This window comes from Caproiciproducens sp. MSJ-32 (assembly GCF_018918055.1).
In the GTDB taxonomy this organism is placed as follows: Bacteria; Bacillota; Clostridia; order Clostridiales; family Clostridiaceae; genus Clostridium.
Window position 1 is genome coordinate 1 of the sequence record NZ_JAHLPS010000001.1, and the last position, 4,418, is coordinate 4,418.

Annotated in this window: 4 protein-coding genes, 2 tRNA genes and 2 rRNA genes; all 8 read right to left on the reverse strand. The window is 28.7% G+C overall.

The features are described 5' to 3' along the window. Positions 1 to 181 precede the first annotated feature (181 nt). On the reverse strand, positions 182 to 2,254 hold the full coding sequence (fusA, locus tag KQI16_RS00005) for an elongation factor G (protein ID WP_216431405.1): 2,073 nt from the start codon (positions 2,252 to 2,254) through the stop codon (positions 182 to 184). A 255-nt stretch (positions 2,255 to 2,509) separates the two neighbouring features. Then, a complete protein-coding gene (locus KQI16_RS00010) occupies positions 2,510 to 2,965 on the reverse strand; it encodes a VanZ family protein (protein WP_216431406.1) in 456 nt (151 codons plus the stop codon). Positions 2,966 to 3,030: 65 nt separating this feature from the next. Further along, positions 3,031 to 3,474: a hypothetical protein gene (locus KQI16_RS00015; RefSeq protein WP_216431407.1), complete on the reverse strand. Its 444-nt coding sequence runs from the start codon at positions 3,472 to 3,474 to the stop codon at positions 3,031 to 3,033. A 151-nt stretch (positions 3,475 to 3,625) separates the two neighbouring features. Continuing rightward, the gene (locus KQI16_RS00020; RefSeq protein WP_216431408.1) at positions 3,626 to 3,766 is read right to left on the reverse strand and encodes a hypothetical protein; all 141 of its coding nucleotides are present in this window, start codon (positions 3,764 to 3,766) and stop codon (positions 3,626 to 3,628) included. A 157-nt stretch (positions 3,767 to 3,923) separates the two neighbouring features. After that, positions 3,924 to 3,999 (reverse strand) — tRNA-Ala (locus tag KQI16_RS00025). A 5-nt stretch (positions 4,000 to 4,004) separates the two neighbouring features. Continuing rightward, positions 4,005 to 4,081, reverse strand: a tRNA-Ile gene (locus KQI16_RS00030). 5 nt (positions 4,082 to 4,086) lie between these two features. Continuing rightward, positions 4,087 to 4,203, reverse strand: a 5S ribosomal RNA gene (gene rrf / locus KQI16_RS00035). 93 nt (positions 4,204 to 4,296) lie between these two features. Continuing rightward, positions 4,297 to 4,418 (reverse strand): 23S ribosomal RNA (locus KQI16_RS00040); the annotation flags it as partial.

Sequence of the window (4,418 nt, forward strand, 5' to 3'; positions counted from 1 at the left end):
ACTATATTAATGTAATCATATATATTGCTATATTCAGTAAGACCTAATTGTCCATTGATATCCATTTTATAATCTGGCATAGTTCCACTCCTATTCTTTTCTTTAGTTAAAATCGATTTTTTTATTTTAACTTTTTACTTTTTTATTTTTTCAAATAATAATTTATTTTATTCACTATAATCTAATTCCTTTTTGCTTCTTCAATAATTTTTTTTGCTATATTATCAGGAACTTCTTCATATCTTAAAAATTCACTTTTAAAGCTTCCTCTTGCTTGAGTCATGGAACTTAGATCTGTTGAATATTTTGTTATTTCTGCCATTGGAACCTCAGCTATTATTTTTTGCATTTTTTCATAAGGCTCCATACCTATAACTCTTCCTCTTCTTTTATTAATATCTCCTATTACATCTCCCATATTTTCTTCAGGTATAATTACCTCTAAACTCATTATTGGTTCTAATAATACAGGTTTTGCTTGCTCTAACCCTTTTTTATATGCTATATATGTTGCCATTTTAAAGGCCATTTCAGATGAATCTACTGTATGATAAGAACCATCCTTTAATGTTGCTTTTAATCCAATAACAGGATATCCTGCTAAAACTCCCTTTTCTATCGACTCTCTAAGACCCTTTTCAACTGCAGGTATAAAATTTTTTGGAACAACTCCTCCAACTATACTATCTACAAACTCTAAGTCAGTTTCACCATCATTTCTTGGTTCAAATTGTATTTTTACATCTCCATATTGTCCATGTCCTCCAGATTGCTTCTTATGTTTTCCTTGAACATAAGAAGTTCCCTTAATGGTTTCCCTATATGGTATTTTAGGAGTCCTAAGCATAACATCTACTCCATATTTATTTTTAATCTTACTTGCTATAACCTCTAAATGAATTTCACCTATTCCTGATATTATTGTTTCAGCATTTTCTACATCCCTTTCAACTTTAAAAGTCGGATCTTCTTCTTGAAGCTTTTGTAATACTGTTGATATTTTATCTTCATCATTTTTAGATACTGGCAGTATCGCCATCGAAATATTAGTTCTTGGAAAATTCATTTTATCATAAACTAATTTATAGTTTACATCACATAATGTATCCCCTGTTTCTGTATATTGTAATTTTGAAACAGCTGCTATATCCCCAGCTATAACTCTTTTAGTTTGAATTTGATTCTTTCCATTCATAAAGAATATATTAGAAATTTTTTCAAATTTTCCTTTATTACTATTTATTACACTAACTTCATTTGATAGTTCTCCTGTTATAACTTTAAATAGTGATATCTTTCCTACAAATGGATCAGCTATGGTTTTGAATACTAAGGCAGAAAATGGTTTTGTCTCATCAAAACTTACAAAAATCTCCTTTTCGCTTTCTAATTCCTTTGCTTTTTGTCCTATTGCATGTCTTGGAGAAGGAAAACAACTAACTATATCTTCTAAAAAGGATTTCATTCCTATTACCTTTAAAGAACTTCCACACATTACTGGAGCTATATCTCCACTAGCACATCCCCTTGCAAGTCCTTCATAAATATCCTCATTGCTAAGTTCTCCTTCAGAAAAATATTTTTCTAAATATTCTTCACTTGTTTCCGCTACGGCCTCCATAATTATATTTTTATATTCATCTATTTTATCCTTGATATCTTCAGATGCATCAATTTCTCTATAATTATTTTTTTCATCATATATTATTGTTTTTCCAGATATAACATTTACAATTCCCCTTAAATTCTCTTCACTTCCAATTGGAAATTGTAATGGCACTACACTTATACCAAATTTACTTTTTAATTCTTCTAAGGTTCTCTCATAACTTGAATTTTCTCTATCTAACTTATTTATAAAAAAAGCCCTAGGAAGTTTTATTTTATTACAATAATCCCATGCTTTTTCTGTTCCAACTTGTACTCCTGAAACCCCTGATACTACAATGGTTGCAACATCTACCGCTCTCATACCTTGAATTAATTCTCCTGAAAAATCAAAATATCCTGGTATATCAATTATATTTATCTTTGTATCATTGATTTCTGTAGATTCTATAGAAACTGAAATAGAAATGCCTCTTCTTTTTTCTTCAGGATCAAAATCTGAAACTGTAGTTCCTTCTTCAACTTTTCCTAATCTGTCTATGTTTCCATTACTATATAGCAAAGCCTCTACTAATGATGTCTTCCCAACCGAACTATGACCAATCAATCCAATATTTCGTATATTATCTACCTTATAACTCTTCATAAATTCTAATAATACCCCTAAGTATTATTTCTACACCCACCTTTCATTAAAAATTTATGATCTTCTAGCCTCTCATTTTTCATATATAGGTTTATAAATAATCTATTTATACTAAATTTTATGCTTAACTTGTACAAATAATAACGAAGAATAACATAATTTTTTAATAAAGCTTATATTTAAAAAAGCTATATCTTCAATAACTTAATTTTTAATATATAAAAAAACAAGGAGAAAACTAAAAATCTCCTTGTTTTATATATTGTTATTTCTCATATTTAATTTCTTTAATGAAGTACTCATATTTAAAAGAATTAATCCAAAAATTCCTCCGCATGTATCAATTATTACATCCATAATCTTCATTTCTCTTCCTGGAATAAAATATTGATGGAATTCATCAGAGATAGAATAAAGGAATATGAATATAATAGAATAAAATTTATTTCTTCTTCCAAAATAAATTTTATTTACATTATAGGAAAAGAAAAACAAAATTAAATATTCAGTAAAGTGTGCACCTTTTCTGACTACTAACGAAGCTAAATCTCCAAAATAATCATTTAATTCAAAGCCTAAATAATTTAATAATTTTATGACAAAATCACTTTGATTATTAGATATATCAGCTGGCTGATTGGACATATAATAAATAAAAAACATCCATCCTAATAAAAATATCCAACTTATTATTTTTTTACTTTTGCTCATCATTCTCTCCTTAGTATATAATCTTATAAATAAATTATAATTGTCTTTAGTTTAAATATCTATAATTAATTTTTTTCAACTATATATTTATTAATATAAGCTAAAGATTGTTCTAATAAGTTCTGACCATTTTCTAAATCTCTTATGTTTCCTTCTAAATTATAAATCCTTTGTTCAAGTAATTTCATTATTTCTTTTATATCGCTTAATAATTTTGCTTCATAAGAAACTTGTATACCATCTGGATCTACATATATCTTTTCAGGAACTTCCCCACATTTGGTACATTTATAATAAACATTTCCTTTTTCTATATCTTTATAAACTTTAAACACCTTATTATTACATTGACAGCAATTAGGAAGCAAAATATATTCTTGATTATTTGAATCTATATCATATTTAGAATGACAATGAGAGCATACTAAACATAATCTATCTTCATCACTTTCTATTAAAAATGTATTCCCACTGCAGCCTTCCTTTTCACATACAAAGGTTCTTATCATTAATATCTCCTCCCATAAGAAACATTTAATTCTTTCTATATGTTTTAATATGCTTAGTATATCTTAAATATGATAATTTTTTATATAAGAAAAGGCAAAATAGATTTTTATATTCAATCTACTTTGCCTTTTCTTTTTTATTTTTATAAATCTATTTTTGCTCGTTTAATTTTTTTTCTACTTCTTTTATAGCTTCATCTATTTTAGTGGTACTTTTTCCTGCTAAAACCAATTGCCTTTTTTCTAACTTCAGATTTATTAATTCTTGTTCTAAATTTTCCTTCTTCCCCATAACAACACTCCTCATCTAAGGGATAAGACCTTAAACTTTTACATTTGAATATCCTATATTCTATATTATAGCTTATTTTTTAAGTTATTCATATTTAAAATTATAAATTTTTTTCAAACTTTTTCGACAGAAAAAAAGCCACGATATAATCGTGGCTTGGTGGAGATAAAGGGATTCGAACCCTTGACCCCCTGCGTGCAAGGCAGGTGCTCTCCCAACTGAGCTATATCCCCAAACATGGTGGACCTTCAGGGACTCGAACCCCGGACCAACCGGTTATGAGCCGGTTGCTCTAACCAACTGAGCTAAAGATCCATATTACCTGGCAACGTTCTACTCTCCCACAGGGCTTCCCCTGCAGTACCATCGACGCTGTAGAGCTTAACTATCCTGTTCGGAATGGGAAGGAGTGTTTCCTCTACGCCATTGTCACCAGATTACATAAACATTATAATGTAATATTTATCTTATGTCAATATTTTTTAGAGAAATTGTTCTCTGAAAATTGCACATGAATAATGCCATTTATTTTGGTCAAGCCCTCGACCTATTAGTATTAGTCAGCTAAATATGTTACCATACTTACACCTCTAACCTATCAACCTTGTGTTCTTCAAGGGGTCTTACTAGCTTATGCTATGGGAAATCTCAT

Bases quoted from the DNA above. Each gene is read 5' to 3' on its own strand.
- fusA (WP_216431405.1), bottom strand. From the start codon at position 2,254: ATGAAGAGTTATAAGGTAGATAATATACGAAATATTGGATTGATTGGT.
- KQI16_RS00010 (WP_216431406.1), bottom strand. From the start codon at position 2,965: ATGAGCAAAAGTAAAAAAATAATAAGTTGGATATTTTTATTAGGATGG.
- KQI16_RS00015 (WP_216431407.1), bottom strand. From the start codon at position 3,474: ATGATAAGAACCTTTGTATGTGAAAAGGAAGGCTGCAGTGGGAATACA.
- KQI16_RS00020 (WP_216431408.1), bottom strand. From the start codon at position 3,766: ATGGGGAAGAAGGAAAATTTAGAACAAGAATTAATAAATCTGAAGTTA.